This window comes from Sodalis sp. RH20, from assembly GCF_047324205.1.
GTDB lineage: Bacteria > Pseudomonadota > Gammaproteobacteria > Enterobacterales > Enterobacteriaceae > Acerihabitans.
On record NZ_CP178733.1, the window covers coordinates 4,542,714 to 4,561,872 of the forward strand.

The window sequence follows — 19,159 nt, forward strand, 5'->3', positions numbered from 1 at the left end:
ATCTACCTGCTTGCGTCAAAAGAGAGGGCGGTCGACTTTTCCTGTTCCCGGCGATACCAGTAAAACGCGCCCTTCGAAATCATGCGCAACTGAAGGACCAGCCTCTCTTCCAGCAGCCTGCGCTGATTGACGTCCACATCCAGCGCTTCCGCGCCGGCGTTAAAGACAATGATAACCATGGCCTCGGCCTGGGCTTCGGTGAAGCTGCGCGGCATATGGTTTTCCAGCTCGAGGTAATCGGCCAACTCCGCGATAAAATGCTGTATTTCCCGGGCGACGGCGGCGCGAAACGCCGCCGAAGTGCCGGATCGCTCGCGTAGCAACAGGCGAAAGGCGTTAGGGTTATTGCCGATAAACTCCATAAACGTGGCCACCGACGTACGGATAACGCTGCCGCCTTTAGCGATACGCTGGCGCGCCTGGCGCATCAGTTGGCGCAGCATCAGGCCGCTTTCGTCCACCATGGTCAGGCCCAGTTCATCGACATCGCGAAAGTGGCGATAGAACGAGGTGGGCGCAATGCCGGCTTCACGGGCTACTTCGCGCAGGCTCAGGCTGGCAAAACTACGCTCGGCGCTTAACTGGCTAAAGGCCGCTTCGACAAGGGAACGACGGGTCCGCTCTTTTTGTTGCGCTCTGACGCCCATAGTCCTGACCTGCCCCACATTACCGGTAAAAATGCCACTATATCAAAATTTGTTGCAACAGCGTTGATACAAACTGCGAATTTTGACGTAATGTTGTTCGCCGTAGGCGCCGGTGCCATAGACCAAGAAAAAAGGCCGTTAAGATTGGGATCTCCCGTCTACAATGTTACATTGACGTTGTGATTTTGTATAAATATAGGCTAAGCCGGTATGCAACCACAGTACGATTACGATGCCATTATCATTGGTTCAGGCCCGGGTGGGGAAGGCGCCGCCATGGGACTGACGAAACAGGGCGCCCGCGTCGCGGTTATCGAACGCTATAACAGCGTCGGCGGCGGCTGTACCCATTGGGGGACCATTCCCTCCAAGGCGCTGCGCCAGGCGGTTAGCCGGATTATCGAATTTAACCAGAATCCGCTGTATAACGGTAGTCAACATCTGCCGCGCGCCAGCTTCGCCGATATCCTGCATCACGCCGATAGCGTGATAAAACAGCAGATCCGGATGCGCCAGGGATTTTATGAACGTAATCAGTGCCGGATTATTACCGGCGACGCAACTTTTGTGGATGCCCATACCGTCAAGGTCCAGTATCCGGATAATACCGCCGAGCATTTCAGCGCGGCGCATATCGTTATCGCCTGTGGTTCCCGTCCGTATCATCCCAACGATGTCGATTTCACCCATCCGCGCATTTATGACAGCGATTCCATCCTGGATTTAAAGCACGATCCGCAGCATGTGATTATTTATGGCGCCGGCGTGATCGGCTGTGAATATGCATCAATCTTTCGCGGCATGAACGTCAAGGTGGATCTGATCAATACGCGCGACAGGCTGTTGGCCTTTCTCGACCAGGAAATGTCGGACGCGCTGTCATACCATTTTTGGGAAAACGGCGTGGTTATCCGCCATAACGAAGAATATGAAAAAATCGAAGGCACCGAGAATGGCGTGGAAGTCCACTTCCGTTCCGGCAAAAGGATGCGCGCGGACTGCCTGCTGTATGCCAATGGGCGCACCGGCAATACCGATTCGCTGTCCCTTGGCAACGTGGGACTGGAGGCGGACAGCCGGGGGCTGATTAAAGTCAACAGCATGTACCAGACCGCCCTGACGCATATTTACGCCGTCGGCGATGTTATCGGCTACCCAAGCCTTGCCTCGGCCGCTTATGACCAGGGGCGAATCGCCGCACAGGTGATCATCAAGGGCCAGGCCAATGTGCAGCTGATTGAAAATATACCCACCGGTATCTATACCATTCCCGAAATCAGCTCGGTGGGTAAAACCGAACAGGAATTAACGCTGCTGAAGGTGCCGTACGAAGTGGGACGGGCGCAGTTCAAGCATCTGGCGCGCGCGCAGATTGTCGGCATGAATGTCGGCAGCCTGAAAATCCTTTTTCACCGTGATACCCGGCAGATACTCGGCATCCACTGCTTTGGCGAGCGCGCCGCGGAGATCATCCATATCGGCCAGGCCATCATGGAGCAAAAAGGCGAAGGCAATACTATCGATTATTTCGTTAATACCACCTTCAACTATCCCACCATGGCGGAAGCCTTCCGTGTGGCGGCGCTGAACGGCTTAAACCGCCTCTTTTAAGTCGGTACCCATATAGGCCTGCATATGGGTGCGTATCGACTCGGCCAACTGCTCATAGCGGGCGCGCAGCGGTGAGCCGGGCCGGTAGACCAACGCCACGGTGCGTTTCGGCTCGGGTTTATAGCATTTCATATAACAGACGCCGTCACGCTTACGCTCATTAGGCACCGCCAATGCGGGCAGCAAGGTAATGCCGCTGCCGGCCGCCACCATGTTGCGCAGGGTTTCCAGGCTGGTGGCGCGAAAATGCGTATCCTCGTCGGCGCCGGCCTGGAAGCAGAAGCCCAGCGCCTGATCGCGCAGGCAATGGCCGTCTTCCAGCATCAACAGCTTCTCCCCCGATAAATCCGACATCGGCACACGTTCACGGTCCGCCCAGGGATGATCGGCATAAACAGCCAGTTGCATTGGTTCATCGAATAACGGGATTTCGATAAAAGCTTCGCTCTCTTTTACCAAGGCCAGGATGGCGCAATCGAGTTTGCCGCTGTCCAGTTGCAGCAGCAGTTGACTGGTCTGGGCCTCGTGCAGGTACATTTCCAGCTTCGGGTAGGTCTCATGCAGGGTGGGGATAATATGCGGCAGTAAATAGGGGCCGACGGTAGGGATCAGGCCGATATGCAATGGGCCGGACATGGACTCCCCCTGCTGGCTGGCCATCTCGCGCAGTATTTTCACTTCGCGCAGGACCGTGCGGGCCTGATCCACCAGCAGCAGCCCGGCCTGGGTGAACAGGACCTTACGGCTGGTGCGCTCCAGCAGCATCACGCCCAGTTCGTCTTCCAGCTTACGAATCTGGCCGCTTAGGGTGGGCTGGCTGACATGACTGGCATCGGCCGCCCGTCGGAAATGACGGTGCTCGGCCAGGGCCACCAAATACTCAAGATCGCGAATATTCATTAACATCCTCCGTGCCGCGATAGTTCGCGTCGATAGATAGGATAGCAATCAACGATTATCCCTATCAATAGTTAATCTTAATAATAATTCCCGCGCAGTATGACAAGCTGTTAAAGTCACTTTTTTCTTTTCTGTTAAGAGGTTCTTCAATGTTTAGTAGTCATGAAGGCAAGAAAGTCCCATCGGTTACTTTCCACACCCGTAAGGATGACAACTGGGTCGATATCTCTTCCGACGAACTGTTCAAGCATAAAACGGTTATCGTATTTTCACTGCCGGGCGCCTTTACGCCTACCTGCTCCTCCAGCCATTTACCGCGCTACAATGAGCTGGCCGGGTTATTCCACAAGCACGGCGTGGACAGCATCGTCTGTATTTCGGTTAACGATACGTTTGTCATGAACGCCTGGCAAGCCGACCAAAACGCCGAACATATTACCTTTATCCCCGACGGCAACGGTGAATTTACCCAGGGCATGGGCATGCTGGTGGAAAAAGCCGAGCTGGGATTCGGCCCGCGCTCATGGCGTTATTCGATGCTGGTACGCGACGGCGTGGTGGAAAAAATGTTTGTTGAACCGAACAAACCGGGCGACCCGTTCGAAGTTTCCGACGCCGATACCATGCTGTGTTACCTGGCGCCGGAATGCAAAGTCCAGGAGTCCGTTTCGCTGTTTACCAAACCAGGCTGTCCGTTCTGCGCCAAAGCCAAGCAGATGCTGCGCGACAACGGAATCCAGTATGAAGAAATCTCATTGGGTAAAGACGCCACCACCGTCAGTCTGCGCGCGGTAACCGGCCGTTCCACCGTGCCGCAGGTGTTTATCGGCGGGCGCCATATCGGCGGCAGCGAAGAGCTGGAAGCGTTTTTACTGCAACCGGCCTGACAGCTACGCCAAACGGTTTTTCGCCTCGGCAATGGCGGCCGCCACCTGCTGCGGCGACACGCCGCCTTTTGCCGAGCGTTTGTCCAGGCACGATTGCAGCGACAGGGCCGGATAAACATCCTCGCCAATAACCGGGCTGAACGCCTGCAATTCAGCCAGCTCCAGCGCTTCCAGGGCTTTGCCCTGGCCGATGGCCTCGACTACCGCCTCGCCGACGATATGATGCGCCTCGCGAAACGGGATGCCCTTGGCGACCAGGTAATCGGCCAGTTCGGTGGCATTGGCATAGCCCTGCTGCGCCGCCTCGCGGCAACGCGCACGCTTCACCTGTAGCCCTTCCAGCACCAGCGCGGCCATATGCAGGCAATCCAGCCAGGTATCCAGCGCATCGAACAGGCCCTCCTTGTCTTCCTGCATATCCTTGTTATACGCCAGCGGCAGCCCTTTCAGGGTCACCATCATGCCGGTAAGCGCCCCCTGGACCCGGCCGCACTTGCCGCGGATAAGCTCCAGCGCATCGGGATTTTTCTTTTGCGGCATCAGGGACGAGCCGGAAGTGACCCGATCGGACAATTCGATAAACGCCGCCTCGCCGCTGTTGAACAGAATCAGGTCTTCGGCAAAACGCGAGAGATGGACCATGCTGATGGCGGCATTGGACAGCAACTCCAGCACATGGTCACGATCGGACACGCTATCAAGGCTATTTCGCGTTGCCGTGGCAAAACCCAGCCAGCCGGCCAACTGGTCGCGATCGATGGCGTAAGCGGTGCCGGCCAGCGCCCCGGAACCCAGCGGGCTGACGTCAAGACGTTTTAGGGTGTCCCGCAGGCGGCTTTCATCGCGCGCCAGCATTTCGCCATAGGCCAGGCACCAATGGGCAAAGGTGACCGGCTGGGCGCGCTGCAAATGCGTATAACCAGGCATCACCGCGTCCTGGTTGACCTCGGCGGTGGCGACCAGCGCGGTTTGCAACTGGCGCACGGCGGCCAGCAGCTCGGACAGTTGCATCTTGCACCACAGCTTCAGATCGGTGGCCACCTGATCGTTGCGGCTGCGGCCGGTATGCAGTTTTTTGCCCAGGTCGCCGACTTTTTCAATCAGGCGCTGCTCCACCCAGCTATGAATATCCTCGGCGTCGCTGGCAAGGATGGACTCGGGCGCGGCACTCACTTCCTCCAGAAGAAAAGACAGGGCTTCCTCCAGGCGCAGCTGTTCCTCCGCCGTCAGCACACCGACGGTAACCAGCGCTTTCGACCAGGCCACCGAGCCGATAATATCCTGCTCCGCCAGCCGGTAATCAAAGCGCAGCGAGTCGTTAAATGATTTAAACCGCTGATCCGCCGCCTGGCTGAACCGTCCGCCCCAAAGTGCCATAACCGTGCTCCATTATTTTTTTTGCCGGCGCGCTCGCCGCCGCGCGCCCATGCCGAATGATGAGGGGACGCCGGAAACGGCGCTCCCATGGAAATGCTGCTGAACCTGCGCCAGGCCCCCCGGATAGCCATGCGGCCGCGCATGTTATCTTACCCAGCCGGTATCCCGCCGGCAACGTCAGGCCAGGATGCGCGTGCCGATGGGCTCGCCGTTAAACAACGCCGGCAGTTGCTCCGCATGCCGCCAGCCGGCGATGTCCACCGGACGGCCCAGCGTGCGGGCCGCATCCAGCGCCGCGTTGACTTTTACAATCATGCCGTCGGTAATGATCCCCTGCGCTATCAGCTGCTCCGCTTTATGGGCGGTCATTTCGGCAATGCGCTGGCCTTTGCCGTCGAGAATGCCGCTGACATCGGACAATAAGATCAGATCGGCCCCCAGGGTGGCGGCCAGCGCGGTGGCGGCCTGGTCCGCATTGACGTTCATCAGCCGGCCGTCGGCGGTAATGCCGATAGAGCTGATAACCGGCAGGTAACCGGCGCCAAGCAAGGTATTTAACAACGCCGGCGAACCCGGCTGCGCCTTGCCGACATGGCCGAGTTTCTCATCAAGCGTTGTAACATCGACGCTATTGCCGTCGCCCAGGCATAACCCGACCGCCGGGATGGCATGTTTTTTTGACCAGGCCAGCAGGGTCTTATTGGCCGTGCCGGCCAGCGCGCCGGTGATGATATCAATCTGGTCCGCCGGCGTAACCCGCAGGCCGTTGACCTTGGTCACCGGCAGCGCCAGTTTTTTCATCAGCTCGTCCACCAGGCAACCGCCGCCATGGACAATCAGCAACGGGCGTTGATGCTGCGCGCGATAGCTGTCCAGCGCCGAAAATAAACGCTCCAGCGCCTCTTCGCTATCGAGTAACACGCCACCCAGTTTTATAATTAACGGATTCATTATTTTTATTACCTCGTCGCCAGCCGTTACAGCAGCGCCTGCGTTTGTGCAAAACCAAAGCGGATATTAGCGCATTGTACTGCCTGCGCGGCCGCTCCTTTTAATAAATTATCTTCGGTGGCCACCACGATTAAATGCTCGCCCTGCACCGCGAAGCCAATATCGCAAAACGGCAGTCCCACTACCGCCTTCAGCGCCGGCACGCCTTTCTCATACAACCGTACCAGGGGTTTATCGTGATAGGCGTTATGATAGGATTCGGCCACATCGCCCGCCGTCACGCCCGCGTTTAAGCGGCAGGTGATGGTGGCCAGGATACCGCGGGCAAAATTGCCTAAATGGGGGGTAAATATCACCGGGATGCCAAGATGGGCGGCGATTTCCGGCTGGTGGCGATGGGTAAATATGCCGTAGGGTTGCAGACTGACCTCGCAGACGCTGGTGGCAAGCGACGCTTTCCGGCCAGCGCCGCTGACGCCGCTGACGGCGTTGATCACCGGCCACTGGGCGCCGTTAAGCAGACCGCCGTCGACCAGCGGCTTGAGCGCCAGCTGGGACGCGGTGGGATAGCAGCCCGGCACGGCAATCAGCTGGGCCTGCTGCAACGCCTCGCCCTGCCATTCCGCCAGGCCGTAGACCGCCTTCGCCAGCCAGTCGGCATGCTGGTGTTCAAAACCATAATACTGGCTGTAGAACGATGCCTGATTGACGCGGAACGCGCCGGAGAGGTCGAACACCACGCAGCCGGCGGCCAGGAATACCGGCGCTAGATCGTGGCTGACCTCATGGGCGGTGGCGAGAAACACCACATCCACCGTTTTCGCCAGTTCAGCGGCGTCGGTCAGGGGCAGCAGTGGTAAATCGACCACTCCCTTAAGCTGGGGATGCAGTTCGGACAGTAATTTCCCGGCATCCGCACTTTGCGCTGAAACCGCCAAAGCGGTTATGTTCATATGCGGGTGACGGTTGAGATAGGCCGCAAGCTCAGCTCCGGCGTATCCGCTGGCACCAACAATCAGCGTATTCAGCATGACTTTTGTTCACCTTCTTGATTTGCTATCACGACGAGAAGGGATCTCCAGCAACTCTTTGTCGCCTAAGTCGTCGCTTAAGCAACTATTCGCTGTTCACCCGCGAGGTCAAGCGTAGTAGTCTGGTAAGTATCCGTTTACTTTACGCTCAACGTTAGTGTATTTTTATTCACTATTATTGCATGAATATTGATACTATCCAAACTAAAGGCTGTCAACAGTGAAGACAAAATTACCCCCGTTTATGGAGTTGTACCGCGCCCTGATCGCCACGCCGTCCATCAGTGCCACCGACAGCGCCCTGGATCAAAGTAATCAGACCTTAATCAATTTGCTGGCGGGGTGGTTCACGACGCTGGGTTTCCAGGTCGAAATCCAGCCGGTGCCGGGCACGCGCAACAAATATAATATGCTGGCCCGTATCGGCAGCGGCGCCGGCGGCCTGCTGCTGACGGGGCACACCGATACCGTCCCGTTTGACGACGGACGCTGGACACGCGATCCCTTTACCCTGACCGAAGACAATAATAAGCTGTATGGCCTGGGCACCGCCGATATGAAAGGCTTTTTTGCCTTTATCCTCGACACGCTGCGCGATATCGATACCAGCAAGCTGCAAAAGCCATTATATATCCTCGCCACCGCCGATGAGGAAACCAGTATGGCGGGAGCCAGCTATTTCGCCCAGTCCAGCGAGCTGCGCCCGGATTGCGCCATTATCGGCGAACCGACCTCGCTGCAGCCGGTGCGCGCCCATAAAGGCCATATTTCCAATGCGGTGCGTATCCAGGGCCAATCAGGCCACTCCAGCGACCCGAGCCTGGGCGTTAACGCTATCGAACTGATGCACGAGGCCATTTCCCACCTGATGATACTACGCAATACGTTGCAGGAACGTTACCATCACCCGGCCTTCGACATCCCCTACCCCACCATGAATTTCGGCCACATCCACGGCGGTGATTCCGCCAATCGCATTTGCGGCTGCTGCGAGCTGCATATGGATATCCGCCCGTTGCCCGGCCTGACGCTCGGCGACCTGGACGGGTTATTGACCGAGGCCCTGGCGCCGGTAAGCGCGCGCTGGCCGGGACGGTTAACCATTACCGCCCTGCATCCGCCCATCCCCGGTTATGAATGCCCGGCGGACCATCGTCTGGTGGCAGTGGTGGAGACGTTGCTGGGCGTCAAAACCGATGTGGTCAATTATTGTACCGAAGCGCCGTTTATCCAGCAGCTGTGCCCCACTCTCGTCTTGGGCCCGGGATCGATAAAACAGGCGCATCAGCCCGACGAATATATTGATACCGCCTTTATTAAACCGACGCGGGAATTAATTTCCCAAGTGATACGACATTTCTGCCTGCAATGATCATCGCTGACTTTTTGTCCTTTGCCCCAGACTTCGCGCGCCTGGCCCCGTATGAAAGGCGCGGCCAGGTTTATGGCGATAAGTATTTCTTATAATCATTACATGTTGTTAACTTTCAAGAATTGACGCGATTTTAATGTTATATGGCGTGAATTGATGTCATTTGACGAATGAATGGATACATGGCTAGATAACGGTGGGTGATTTACGTCATTCGGGTGAAATAAATTTTCAGGTGAGTTGGATCAGGGTCCTTATGAACGAACAATATTCGGCAATGCGAAGCAACGTTAGTATGCTCGGGAAACTTCTGGGCGACACCATAAAAGATGCGATGGGCGAGAATATCCTGGATAAGGTAGAGACCATCCGCAAGCTGTCAAAGTCCTCCCGTGCGGGTAGCGAAACCCATCGCCAGGAACTGCTTTCCACTTTACAGAACTTATCCAATGACGAGTTGCTGCCCGTGGCACGCGCCTTCAGTCAGTTTTTGAACCTGACCAATACCGCGGAACAGTTCCACGTCATTTCCCCCCACGGCGAGGCGGCGAATAACCCGGAAGGCCTGGGTAAGGTCTTTGCCCGTCTGAAAGAGAATAACGCGCTGGATGATAAAGATATTCGCGCCGCGGTGGAGTCACTGTCAATCGAACTGGTATTAACCGCCCATCCCACCGAAATTGCCCGCCGCACCCTGATCCATATGATGGTTGAAGTCAACAGCTGCCTGAAACAGCTGGATCACAGCGATCTGGCGGACTATGAGCGTAAACAGATTATGCGGCGTCTGCGCCAGCTGGTGTCGCAATACTGGCATACGGACGAGATACGCAAAAACCGTCCATCGCCGGTGGACGAGGCAAAATGGGGTTTCGCCAATGTGGAAAACAGCCTGTGGGAAGGCGTGCCGCAGTATTTGCGCGAACTGAACGAACAGCTGGAAACGGTGTTCGGTTATAAACTGCCGGTGGAGAACGTGCCGGTGCGATTTACCTCCTGGATGGGCGGCGATCGGGACGGCAACCCCAACGTCACCGCCGATATCACCCGGCGCGTGTTGTTGTTAAGCCGCTGGAAAGCCGCCGATCTGTTTATCCGCGACATTCAGGTACTGGTCTCCGAGCTGTCGATGACGGAATGCACGCCGGAGCTACGGGCATTGGCCGGCGGCGACGAAATCCAGGAACCTTATCGGGTCATCATGAAGCGGTTGCGCGCCCAATTGATCGGCACCCAGAACTGGCTGTCGGCGAAACTCAGGGGCGAGCTGGTGCTGCCGCCGGAAGATCTGCTGGAGCACAACGATCAGCTTTGGGCGCCCTTGTTTGCCTGTTACGAATCGCTGAAAGCCTGCGGCATGGGCATTATTGCCAGCGGCCAGTTGCTGGATACCCTACGGCGTATCAAGTGCTTCGGCATCCAGCTGGTGCGTATCGACGTGCGCCAGGAAAGCACGCGTCACACGGAAGCGTTAAGCGAAGTCACCCGCTACCTGGGGCTGGGGGATTACGAAAGCTGGTCTGAAAGCGATAAACAGGCGTTTCTGATCCGCGAATTGAACTCCAAACGCCCGCTGTTGCCCCGTCATTACCAGCTCAGCGACGAAACCCGCGAGGTGCTCGATACCTGCCGGGTGATCGCCGACGCGCCGGAAGGCTCCATTGCCGCCTATGTCATCTCCATGGCCAAGACGCCCTCCGATGTGCTGGCGGTACATTTGCTGCTTAAGGAAGCCGGCTGCCAGTTTATCCTGCCGGTGGCGCCGCTGTTTGAAACCCTGGACGATTTGAATAATGCCGATGAGGTGATGAGCCAGCTGCTCAGCATTGACTGGTACCGCGGCATTATCCAGGGCAAACAGATGGTCATGATTGGCTATTCGGATTCGGCCAAGGATGCGGGGGTCATGGCGGCCTCATGGGCGCAATACCGCGCGCAGGACGCGTTAATCAAAACCTGCGAAAAAGTGGGCATCGCCCTGACGCTGTTCCACGGCCGCGGCGGTTCTATTGGCCGTGGCGGCGCGCCGGCCCACGCGGCCCTGCTGTCGCAACCCCCGGGCAGCCTGAAGGGCGGCCTGCGGGTGACCGAACAAGGCGAAATGATCCGCTTTAAATTCGGCCTGCCGGAAGTGGCCATCAGCAGCCTGGCGCTGTACACCGGTGCGATCCTCGAAGCCAACCTGCTGCCGCCGCCGGAACCGAAGCAGGAATGGCGCGCCCTGATGGACGACCTTTCAACCACCTCATGCAATATGTATCGCGGCTACGTGCGTGAAAACCCCGATTTTGTACCTTACTTCCGTTCGGCTACGCCGGAGCAGGAACTGGGTAAACTGCCCCTGGGCTCGCGTCCTGCCAAACGGCGTCCCTCCGGCGGCGTTGAGAGCCTGCGCGCCATTCCGTGGATTTTTGCCTGGACGCAAAATCGCCTGATGCTGCCCGCGTGGCTGGGCGCCGGCGCGGCGCTGCAAAAAGCGGTGGAAGAAGGCAAACAAGATCAGCTGGAAGCCATGTGCAGCGATTGGCCGTTTTTCTCCACCCGCATCGGCATGCTGGAAATGGTGTTCGCCAAGGCCGACCTGTGGCTGGCGGAATATTACGATCAGCGCCTGGTGGAAGAAAAGCTCTGGCCGCTGGGTAAACAGCTGCGCAAGCAATTGGCGGACGACATTAACGTGGTGCTGACCATTGCCAACGACGATCATTTAATGGCCGATCTGCCGTGGATTGCGGAGTCCATCGCGCTGCGCAATGTTTATACCGACCCGCTGAATGTACTGCAGGCTGAATTGTTGCATCGCTCGCGCCAGCAGGAACACCCCGACCCACGGGTCGAGCAGGCGCTGATGGTGACCATTGCCGGCGTGGCGGCGGGAATGCGTAATACCGGTTAATGTGAAACCTTGATCTCTATACCCTGAAGCCGGACCTGTTATGGTCCGGTTTTTTTATGATTGCCGGGTGAAGATGCTTTTTAACGCGCGGACGGGGCGGTGGCTATCTGCGGCCGCACACCCAGGGTATGGCAGATGGCATAGGTTAAATCGGCGCGATTGAGGGTATAAAAATGAAAATCCTTCACCCCTTCCCGGCTGAGGATTTTCACCATGTCCATGGCAATGGACGCGCCGACCATTTTGCGCGTCTCGGCATCGTCGTCCAGTCCTTCGAACATACTGGTCATCCAGTTAGGGACCTTGACATTGGTCATGGCGGCAAAACGCTGCAACTGCTTAAAATTGGAGACCGGCAGGATACCGGGCACAATTTCGGTATCAATCCCGGTCGCCACGCAGCGATCGCGAAAGCGCAGGTAACTTTCCACATCAAAAAAGAATTGGGTAATCGCCCGGTTGGCGCCCGCGTCCACTTTCTTTTTCAGGTTAATCAAATCCGATTGCGCGCTTTTCGCTTCCGGGTGTACTTCTGGATACGCGGCCACGGAGATATCAAAATCGCCGACTTTTTTCAGCAATGTCACCAGATCGGCGGCATACATGGCTGGCGCCCCGCTGCCGGGGGGTAAATCCCCGCGCAGCGCCACGATATGACGGATACCGCTATGCCAGTAATCCTCGGCGATTTTTTTCAGCTCGTCCGGGGTGGCGTCGATACAGGTCAGGTGGGGCGCGGCCTCCAGGCCGGTGCGCTCCTTGATATCCTTGATAATGCTATGGGTGCGGTCGCGCTCGCCGGAATTGGCGCCGTAGGTCACCGAGACAAAGGTGGGCTTGAGGGCGCTTAGCCGGTCGATGGAATGCCACAGGGTTTGCTCCATATCACTGGTGCGCGGAGGGAAAAACTCAAACGAGACATTAATGCTGCCCTGTAATTCAGCCAGGTTTTGGTTCAGGGCTTCCCGCTGATTGGCGTGAAAAAAACTCATACCTTTTCCTCTTAACGCGTGTGATGGTTCACTAACACTCTACGCCGGTGGTGGTCCGTTGCGATCGGTTGTTTTATGCGTCTATACGTTTAGACGGCTAAATAGAATTTGACTGAAATCGTTAGTGGAGTCAACAAAATCATTTGGCAGGATGGGGAGTAATCTTCACGCATTATGAAAAAAATTCACTTTATCCGCCGCTGTGATGTTCAACCGATTCTGATGTCCGAGGCCGCCGGTCGCGCAGTCGTCTTTGTTCTAATAAACGTACAATATCGGCAAATCCTCCGGAATGCGCTATTTGTTGCGGTGTCCACAGTCCGCGGTTGCGGGCATCAATATTTATCTTTGACGCAGTAAGTAATCTGTCGACTGTTTCTTTGGCGCCTTTTATCACCGCAATATGCAAAGCGGTGTCGCCCCGACGGTCCTCAATATTTACATCGGCCAGGGTTTCCAGCAGATCCGGCAAGATATCATCATTGCCGCCCAGCACGGCGGTATGCAGCAATTCGCGACACCGTTGGTCTTGCTGGCACAGAATAATATCATTTCTTTTTAACAACCGGCGAACCATTTCATTTTGTTTCTTGAAAATTGCTTTCATTAAAGCAGTGTTACCGTTCTGGTCAACAATATTGACATCCGTGTTTTCATTTTTACATATAGCGTCGAACACCTCAACATTACCGGCATCGACGGCAAAATGGAGAGCGGTGGCGCCTGAATTATATTTATGCGAGAGGGCGAATACAAAATCATATTCTCCAAAACCATAAATACCTCTATCACTGATATCATAACTAATATTCATGTTAATGCCAGGCGCATTGATCAGCTTATTAACCGCAACAATATCTTCCTTTTTTACCGCCATCAGCAATGGCGTGAATCCTGTAAGATTTTTGGTATTAACATCTATCGTTCCTGGCTCTAAAAGGGCTTCCATTACTGTAGGTTGATTAGCATTCACCGCTTCATGCAATAGCGTATTACCCGTTTCATGATCAATGCTATGGTCGAGGTTCTGGCCCAGCTTGATAAGAGTACGCAAGGCACTATCATCGCCACTGGCGACCAATTGAAAATAAATTTCCGATTTAGACTTTTCCTGTAATAAATTCAGAATACGTTGAGATTCCGCCTCGAAATCTGGCGTCGTCTGTGACAATCGGATCAAGTCCGGCACCGGTAGCCTACCCAAAATATCGCCGATAATCTCCTTGGGCAATCTATCAAAATAGAGCGCGATGCAGTTATTTTTTATGCTAACACATGATTTCAGCCCCGGGATACAGTCGTTCTGTTGCTGTAGAGGTTTGAGATTAGTCTTGATGATACTAAGGGATTCGGCCTGCAATTGATGGCATCCATTCATCCTTTGACAACTCCTTTTATTATCTACTGACGATGGGTATTACCCGCTATATTTACGGCAATAAGTAAAATACACAATATGATAAATTTCAGAAGCAGACAAAAAATTAATGAATTTTCAAAGCTAAGGTTATACTTCGTTTAATTAAGCAGATACCGAATTCTGCTCAATAGAGGGGGAGATAAACACAGGTAGCAGCGGGCGGATTTCTCCGCCCGTGAATGGCATTATAATAATTGCGCCAGCCGGTTCAAATCCGACTGGATGGCGCCGGCGGTAACATCCCGGCCCGCGCCCGGCCCACGGATGACCAACGGGTTATCGCGGTACCAGCGGCTTTCGATGGCGAACACGTTATCGCAAGGCAGCAACGACGCCAGCGGGTGCTCGGGACGTACCGCCTCCACCCCGACCCGCGCCTTGCCGTTGGCGTCAAAACGCGCCACATAGCGCAGCACCAGGCCCATCTCATTCGCCGCCTCCAGACGTTGGACCATTTGTTCATTAAGGGCATGGCCGTCCTCAAAAAACTGATCCACCGACCCGAGCACGCTGTCGGGCGATACCAGCGATTCCACCCGCACGTGGTTCGGCTCGATTTCATAACCCGCTTCGCGCGCCAGGATCACCAGCTTGCGCATCACGTCCTGGCCGGATAAATCCACCCGCGGATCGGGTTCGGTCAGCCCCTGCTGCCAGGCCTGTTCCACCAAATCGGTAAAAGGCACCGTGCCGTCGAATTGCAGAAAAAGCCAGGAAAGGGTACCGGAGAAAATGCCGCTTATGGACAAGATGCTGTCGCCGCTGTCGCGCAGATCGCGCACCGTATGGTTAACCGGCAGGCCGGCGCCCACGGTGGCGTTGTATAACCAATGACGACCGGTTTTGGCAAAGGCGTCGCGGATTTGGCGGTAGTTGTCACCGCTGGAGGCGCCCGCCAGCTTATTGGCGCTGATAACGTGAAAACCATAGCTGGCGAAATCCAGATATTGTCCGGCCAGCGCTTCGCTGGCGGTGACATCGAGCACCACCAAATCATCATAGGGATGGGCGCGCATCCATAAAAACAGGTCTTCCGGCTCCTGCTCGACGGCCTCATCATGAAAGAAAGCCAGCGCCCGGCTGGCGTTCAGCCCGTCATAGCTGAGCAGGCTGCGCCGGCTGTCCACCACGCCGCTGAGGATAAACTCAAAACCAGTGCGCGCCGACAGGCTTTCCTGCTCGCGGGCGAACAACTCCAGCCAGCGCGAGCCGATATTGCCTTTGCCGAACAGGATCAGGCCGATGCGCTTTTCGGCGCGGAACAACGAGGTGTGCAATCCCTGCACCACATGTTCGGTGGGACCGACGCGCAATACCGCCACCAGGCTGATGCCGTCCTCCGCCTGCCAGAAAAATTCCACCGGCTGATATTTTAACTGTTGGTAAAAACGATGGCAGTGCAGCGGGTTTTTAGTAACCCCCGCGCCGACCATCGCCACCAGCGCCAGTCCTGCGCGCAGCTTAAGCTCTCCCGGCAGCTCCGCCTGCTGCAGGGTCTGGAACACGCTATGGACCAGTTCGGAGGTATAGCACAGCTGCAACAGCCGCCGATCGCGATGGACGCCTACCGCCAGCGGCTTGATTTGCGCGCGCTTTAACGCCTGGTCGAGTTCTTTCTGCGCCAGGGAAAAGTCGTGCTGCGGCGCAATGGTCAGCTCGATCAGGCAGACATCGTCGTGGCTGGTGACGATTTTCGCCCCGGTGCCGGAAGCCAGTACCCGCTCGATACGTGTAGACCCCTGTTCCGGCTGATAGCTGCAGCGCAATAACAGATCGATATCGCTGCCGGATACCGGCTGCAGGGTGCGGGTATGCAATACCGGCGCCGCCAGGCGCGCCAGCTCGCTGGCTTCGTCCAATCGCAGTAGGGGCAGCAGGCAGGCGTCTTTCACCTTGCGCGGATCGGCGCTATAGACTCCGGCCACGTCGCTCCAGATGGTCACCCTGGCCACACCGGCCAGCGCGCCGATTTGGGTGGCGGAATAGTCGCTGCCGTTACGCCCAAGCAATACTGTTTCCCCGGCCTGATTGCGGCAGATAAAGCCGGTGACCACCAGACGTTGGCTGGGGTATTGGGTCAATAGCTGCTGTAATAAGGGCCATGAACGCCCTTCGTCTACCTGCGGCTGGGCGGCATATTCAGCGCGCAGGAAATCCCGCGCGTCCAGCCAGACCGCCTCGATATCCTGGCAGTTGAGTACCGCCGCCATAAGACGCGCCGACCAGATTTCACCGTGGCCGACCACTTCCGCATACACGCTATCGGTCACCGCGCCGTCCAGCAATACCGCCAAACGCTCCAGATCGCGGATAAATTCCGTCATCATCGCATCCGCCAGGTCGGGCGGCAGCAGGCCGGCGAACAGTTGCTGCTGGTAGCGGCGCAGGGTCTGCTGGACCTGATGCGCGGAAAGGCGATCGGTTTGGCTCAGCTTAAGCCAGCTGATCAGCTGGTTGGTGGTGGAGCCCGCCGCGGAGACCACCATTAAATCACCGGGTTGGCTGTAATCGGCCATAATGCCCGCGACCCGTTGGTAACACTTCACATCGGCCAGACTACTGCCGCCAAACTTGTGCAGTTGCCTGCCGGCCAAGCGTACCGTCGTTCCCAGAGCACTCATAACTACCTCTTCGCCGCCGCCTGGAAAGCCTGTTCCAGATCGGCAATTAAATCTTCGCTGTCTTCAATGCCGACGGACACCCGCAATAATGTTTCCGATATACCGGCCGCAGCGCGTGCCGCAGGCGCCATACCCGCGTGGGTCATGGTGGCGGCATGGGAAATCAGGCTCTCTACGCCGCCAAGGGATTCCGCCAGGGTAAATAATTCCAGGCTGGCTAAAAAGCGGCGCAGCACGGATTCATCGCCGTTCACTTCAAAGCTGAGCATGGCGCCGAACCCTTTTTGCTGGCGACAGGCGATTTCATGACCGGCATTGTCCGGCAGGCCGGGGTAATATAATTTTTTCACCAGCGGCTGCTGTTGCAAATAGGCAACGATATCCAGGGCATTGCTTTGCTGCTGGCGTATGCGCGGCGCCAGGGTTCGGATGCCGCGCAACAAAAGATAGCTATCGAAGGCGGCGCCGGTCACGCCGATGTTATTGGCCCACCAGGCAAGCTCGGTGGCAAGCGCGTCGTCCTTGGCTATCACCGTGCCGGCCACCACGTCGGAGTGCCCGTTAAGGTATTTGGTACAGGAGTGCACCACCAGATCGGCCCCCAGGGCCAGCGGCTGCTGCAGGGCCGGGCTCATAAAGGTATTATCCACCACGCACAGGGCGCCCGCCCGATGGGCGGCCTGGCATATAGCGGTGATGTCCACCACCCGCAGCAGCGGGTTGCTGGGCGTTTCGATCAGTACCAGCTTGGGTTTTTCGTCAAGCGCCGCCTGCAACGCCCCCGCATCCCCCTGATCGACAAATTTGACCCGGTACGCGCCGCGTTTGCTCAGACTGTCGAACAGGCGATAGCTGCCGCCGTAGCAATCATGCGGCGCCACCAGCAGATCGCCGGGTTGCAGGAATACGGTACAGACAAGATGTATCGCCGACATGCCGCTGCTGGTCATCACCGCGCCCGCGCCGCCCTCCAGTTCCGCCAACGCGCGCTGCACCACATCCCGGGTCGGGTTACCGCGCCTCGAGTAATCATGCACGCGCGGTTGATTGAAGTCGGTAAAGTTATAGGTGCTGGAAAGGGTGATGGGGGGAACGACGCAGCCGAACTGTTCATCATTATTTAACCCGCTGCGAACTGCGATGGTGGCCTGCTTACGCGTCATGTACTCGCATCCTGACTGTGTGCGTGAGAGTGAAGGTCAAAGAGTAAACCGCCCGGCGATAGACGTCAATACATCTGGACATCTAAACTTCTTTGCGTATAGATTGAGCAATGCATTAATAACAGCTAAAATTATGCGGGTTTTAAGTGTTAAAATCTAACTGACTTTTTACCGCAGCCGCCAGGCCAGGTCGAGGGCGGGGTGATAGGAAAAGTTGATAAATCGCAAAATAAGCGGGCATACGGTAGTGAGAGACAGACAGTTACGGCATAATCTGCCCGTTTTTAGCATATTATATTCATTTGATGAGAGTTAAGGTATCCCATGGCGGAATGGAAAGGTGAGTATGTCAGCCCTTATGCTGAACATGGTAAAAAAAGCGAGCAGGTAAAAAAAATTACGGTATCCATTCCGCTGAAGGTTCTCAAAATCCTGACCGACGAAAGAACCCGGCGCCAGGTCAATAACCTGCGGCATGCCACCAATAGCGAACTGCTTTGCGAGGCGTTCCTGCATGCGTTTACCGGCCAGCCGCTGCCAGACGATAACGACCTGCGTAAAGAACGTAGCGACGAAATTCCCGAAGCCGCCAAGGAGCTGATGCGCGAAATGGGCATCAATCCCGACACGTGGGAATACTAACCCCGTCCAGGTAAAGATAGCGCGTGGCGAAGGCTTCGCGCTAGCGCCATCCGCGCGCGGGCAATCGTTGCCGGCGTCCCCCGTTGCCTGGCATAAATGCCTGTGCCGTTGCACGCTGCTGGTCGTTAACTGACGGGCATTAACATTATAAGCGGCTCCCTTTACCCTCCGCCCAACTCTAGCCGGCCGCAATAATGAAAAAAAGCCCTTCAAAATCAGAAAAATAAATTCACCCCATCCCTGCGTGCCTGTCGGGGGACGCCGCCATCGTCGCATAGCCGCGATAAAATAAGCTGATTTCCCTGTTGTAACCATTATCATAAAAATCCTTGTATCCTATAGGCTTAACATTATGCATCCTTTTTGTTTACCTATTTCCGGGGCCCCTGCGCCAATCTGCTTATTTTCGACGCAACGCCGTTTGCCATATTCTCAGGAGATATCGTTGCCTCAACGCTTCCTCAAAAAAATACAATCGGTAACGTCATGGCCGGAAACACTGTCTCGCCCCGGCGGCCGGGTGAAGAAAAAGGCGCAAGCCCTCGCCGGGCGCGCGATCGTGCATAGCCAAGGCGTGGACATGGCCCGGGCATTTGCTGCGCGCCCTATCCTCCAGATAAAAAATGTCGTTCCGCCTTCCGGGCCGGAT

Annotated in this window: 14 protein-coding genes; 5 read left to right on the forward strand and 9 right to left on the reverse strand. The window is 56.3% G+C overall.

Features of this window, described 5'->3' with window-relative positions; genetic code table 11:
• Positions 1 to 2: 2 nt before the first annotated feature.
• Positions 3 to 647, reverse strand: a complete 645-nt coding sequence (gene fabR / locus ACL2XM_RS20720) for an HTH-type transcriptional repressor FabR (RefSeq protein ID WP_410012686.1) — start codon at positions 645 to 647, stop codon at positions 3 to 5.
• Between the two features lie 210 nt (positions 648 to 857).
• Here fabR and sthA point away from each other — a divergent pair, with 210 nt between their 5' ends.
• Positions 858 to 2,258, forward strand: a complete 1,401-nt coding sequence (gene sthA / locus ACL2XM_RS20725) for a Si-specific NAD(P)(+) transhydrogenase (protein ID WP_410012687.1) — start codon at positions 858 to 860, stop codon at positions 2,256 to 2,258.
• Here sthA and oxyR read toward each other — a convergent pair.
• Positions 2,241 to 3,158: a DNA-binding transcriptional regulator OxyR gene (gene oxyR, locus ACL2XM_RS20730; protein ID WP_162367587.1), complete on the reverse strand. Its 918-nt coding sequence runs from the start codon at positions 3,156 to 3,158 to the stop codon at positions 2,241 to 2,243. The two genes, sthA and oxyR, sit on opposite strands and share 18 nt — an antisense overlap.
• 149 nt (positions 3,159 to 3,307) lie before the next feature.
• On the opposite strand from oxyR, the gene ACL2XM_RS20735 reads away from it, so the two are divergent.
• Positions 3,308 to 4,045, forward strand: a complete 738-nt coding sequence (locus ACL2XM_RS20735) for a glutathione peroxidase (RefSeq protein ID WP_410012688.1) — start codon at positions 3,308 to 3,310, stop codon at positions 4,043 to 4,045.
• Positions 4,046 to 4,048: 3 nt separating this feature from the next.
• On the opposite strand, the gene argH is transcribed toward ACL2XM_RS20735, so the two are convergent.
• The 3 genes from argH to argC all read right to left on the reverse strand — a co-directional run bounded on the left by argH (position 4,049) and on the right by argC (position 7,404).
• Complete coding sequence (argH, locus tag ACL2XM_RS20740; RefSeq protein ID WP_413721813.1) at positions 4,049 to 5,422, reverse strand: argininosuccinate lyase; 1,374 nt, start codon at positions 5,420 to 5,422, stop codon at positions 4,049 to 4,051.
• 177 nt (positions 5,423 to 5,599) lie between these two features.
• Positions 5,600 to 6,376: an acetylglutamate kinase gene (argB, locus tag ACL2XM_RS20745; protein WP_413723526.1), complete on the reverse strand. Its 777-nt coding sequence runs from the start codon at positions 6,374 to 6,376 to the stop codon at positions 5,600 to 5,602.
• Positions 6,377 to 6,399: 23 nt separating this feature from the next.
• Positions 6,400 to 7,404, reverse strand: a complete 1,005-nt coding sequence (argC, locus tag ACL2XM_RS20750; protein ID WP_413721812.1) for an N-acetyl-gamma-glutamyl-phosphate reductase — start codon at positions 7,402 to 7,404, stop codon at positions 6,400 to 6,402.
• A 220-nt stretch (positions 7,405 to 7,624) separates the two neighbouring features.
• Here argC and argE point away from each other — a divergent pair, with 220 nt between their 5' ends.
• Together argE and ppc are read left to right on the forward strand one after the other, a co-directional pair.
• Positions 7,625 to 8,776 carry an acetylornithine deacetylase gene (argE, locus tag ACL2XM_RS20755; RefSeq protein ID WP_410012692.1) on the forward strand — a complete coding sequence of 384 codons (1,152 nt, stop codon included), beginning with the start codon at positions 7,625 to 7,627 and terminating at the stop codon, positions 8,774 to 8,776.
• A gap of 256 nt (positions 8,777 to 9,032) precedes the next feature.
• Complete coding sequence (gene ppc / locus ACL2XM_RS20760) at positions 9,033 to 11,672, forward strand: phosphoenolpyruvate carboxylase (protein WP_410012693.1); 2,640 nt, start codon at positions 9,033 to 9,035, stop codon at positions 11,670 to 11,672.
• A gap of 80 nt (positions 11,673 to 11,752) precedes the next feature.
• Here the strand turns inward: ppc and metF are convergent, their stop codons facing one another.
• The 4 genes from metF to metB form a co-directional block, all read right to left on the reverse strand.
• Positions 11,753 to 12,664 (reverse strand): methylenetetrahydrofolate reductase, encoded by a 912-nt coding sequence (gene metF / locus ACL2XM_RS20765; RefSeq protein ID WP_413731534.1) that lies wholly within the window; start codon positions 12,662 to 12,664, stop codon positions 11,753 to 11,755.
• Positions 12,665 to 12,854: 190 nt separating this feature from the next.
• Positions 12,855 to 14,042, reverse strand: a complete 1,188-nt coding sequence (locus ACL2XM_RS20770; protein WP_413731535.1) for an ankyrin repeat domain-containing protein — start codon at positions 14,040 to 14,042, stop codon at positions 12,855 to 12,857.
• A gap of 227 nt (positions 14,043 to 14,269) precedes the next feature.
• Positions 14,270 to 16,705 (reverse strand): bifunctional aspartate kinase/homoserine dehydrogenase II, encoded by a 2,436-nt coding sequence (locus tag ACL2XM_RS20775; protein WP_410012696.1) that lies wholly within the window; start codon positions 16,703 to 16,705, stop codon positions 14,270 to 14,272.
• 2 nt (positions 16,706 to 16,707) lie between these two features.
• A complete protein-coding gene (gene metB, locus ACL2XM_RS20780) occupies positions 16,708 to 17,868 on the reverse strand; it encodes a cystathionine gamma-synthase (RefSeq protein ID WP_410012697.1) in 1,161 nt (386 codons plus the stop codon).
• 324 nt (positions 17,869 to 18,192) lie between these two features.
• Between metB and metJ the strand changes: the two genes are divergently transcribed.
• Entirely contained in the window at positions 18,193 to 18,510 is a 318-nt protein-coding gene (gene metJ, locus ACL2XM_RS20785; protein WP_410012698.1) for a met regulon transcriptional regulator MetJ, read from the forward strand.
• Positions 18,511 to 19,159: the final 649 nt, after the last annotated feature.